The organism is Photorhabdus tasmaniensis (assembly GCF_011189505.1).
GTDB classification, from domain to species: domain Bacteria; phylum Pseudomonadota; class Gammaproteobacteria; order Enterobacterales; family Enterobacteriaceae; genus Photorhabdus; species Photorhabdus tasmaniensis.
Genome location: NZ_PUJU01000234.1, coordinates 1 through 393 on the forward strand (window position 1 = coordinate 1; position 393 = coordinate 393).

The following is a 393-nucleotide window of genomic DNA, read 5'->3' on the forward strand; positions in this document are numbered from 1 at the left end:
TTCGAAGGGCCTTGCGTTTATGGTATCCAGTAGGATCACAACCCGCCAATCCCAGAGGATCAATCCAATTCGCCGGATTATGAACGTACGCATACGGATTCAGGCCCCCTGCCAGCCCTAGCGGGTCGGGCGTAATAAACCGGCCTGTCTCCGGGGCATAATACCTGAACGTATTAAAATGCAGCCCAGTCTCATTGTCAAAGTATTGGCCCGCATAACGCAGGTTTTGCCTGAAATCATAGTCGGTTGATGACAGGGCCGGATCAGTGAAGTAAGCCAGCGGCGAGCCATCCAGTTCGCCAAAAAGGCGATATTTTCCCGCCCACGCTATTTTCCCTTCCTCGTTCGTGACTTCCAGCGGCGCACCGTTGATATCAGTGTGGTACCAGTAGT

Annotated in this window: 1 protein-coding gene; it reads right to left on the reverse strand. The window is 52.9% G+C overall.

All coding sequences use genetic code 11. The features are described 5' to 3' along the window. The coding region (locus tag C5471_RS25540; protein ID WP_166296723.1) for an RHS repeat-associated core domain-containing protein at nt 1-393 on the reverse strand (393 nt) is incomplete at both ends.